The organism is Methylobacterium sp. WL103 (assembly GCF_008039885.1).
GTDB lineage: Bacteria > Pseudomonadota > Alphaproteobacteria > Rhizobiales > Beijerinckiaceae > Methylobacterium > Methylobacterium cerastii.
Map to the genome: position 1 here is coordinate 1 of NZ_VRUX01000992.1, position 993 is coordinate 993.

At 75.0% G+C, this 993-nt stretch carries 1 protein-coding gene and 1 pseudogene; one reads left to right on the top strand and one right to left on the bottom strand.

The genetic code is table 11. The features are described 5' to 3' along the window. On the bottom strand, positions 1 to 499 hold a 499-nt coding region (locus tag FV222_RS27265; RefSeq protein ID WP_147816258.1), incomplete at its 3' end, for a polysaccharide deacetylase family protein. A gap of 317 nt (positions 500 to 816) precedes the next feature. On the opposite strand from FV222_RS27265, the pseudogene FV222_RS31655 reads away from it, so the two are divergent. Next, positions 817 to 993 (top strand): annotated as a pseudogene (locus FV222_RS31655) (GNAT family N-acetyltransferase); the annotation flags it as partial.

Consider the following 993-nt stretch of genomic DNA (forward strand, 5'->3'; position numbering starts at 1 on the left):
CCGGCAGGTCCACGTCGCGCGGGCCGACGGCGACGCGGACCCGCTCCAGCCGGCCGATCGCCCGCTCCAGCTCGATCCACCACAGCCGCCCGGTCTGGTCGGCGAAGTCGCTGGTGACGAAGAGCGTCCACGGCACGCCGTGGCGGGCCAGCACGGGCCGGGCATGCACGACGTTGTCGCGGTAGCCGTCGTCGAAGGTCAGCACCGCGAAGGGCGGCCGGTAGCGCGCGGCGGCGAGGCGCTCGGGCACCTCGTCGAGGCCGACGACCTCGAAGCCGCGGGCGTCGAGCTCGCGCAGGGTCGCGTCGAGGAAGTCCGGCGTGATCGAGAGCAGGCGGTTGGGCGCGTAAGGACCCGGGGCCTCCGGGCTGACGTGGTGGAAGGTGAGGATCACCCCGAGGCCGCAGGCGGCCGGCGCGAGCCAGCGGTCGGCCCCCGTGGCGGAGACGGCCCGGAACCCGGCCTCGAACAGCCGGTGGCGGTTTCGGGACGACAGCATGGCACCGCCTCGGTGGCGCAGGAACGCAACACGGGCGACGCCGTGCGCGGCGCCCCCCTTCCTTGTCCCGGTTCGGCGTAAACAAAGGCTGAGGCTCGGGCCGTGCCTGCGGCGCGCAACGATCCGTTAGCCACGCCGGCGCTTCGCCCGGCCCGACCGCGCGTTCGCGTTGCCACGTACACCCCGGCTTAGGGGCCGGTGCCCAGAAGTGGCGCCCGGGACCGATGGTTTGCCGCCTCCACGGGGGTCGGCGCGGGGGATGGGCGATGGCGGTCGTGGCAGGCGGTCCGATGGACCGGGATCTCGCAGGAGCGACCATGGCCCGCGCGCACGCTCAGTCCGGCCTTACCGCGGAGGTCTTCACCGACCTCGCGGCCGTCGAGGCCCTGTGGCGCGGGCTCGAGGCCGACCCCGCCTGCCTCGCCACGCCCTACCAGCGCTTCGACTGGGTCCGCGCCTACGCGGGAGCGACCGTCGCCCCCGGCGCGCTGCGG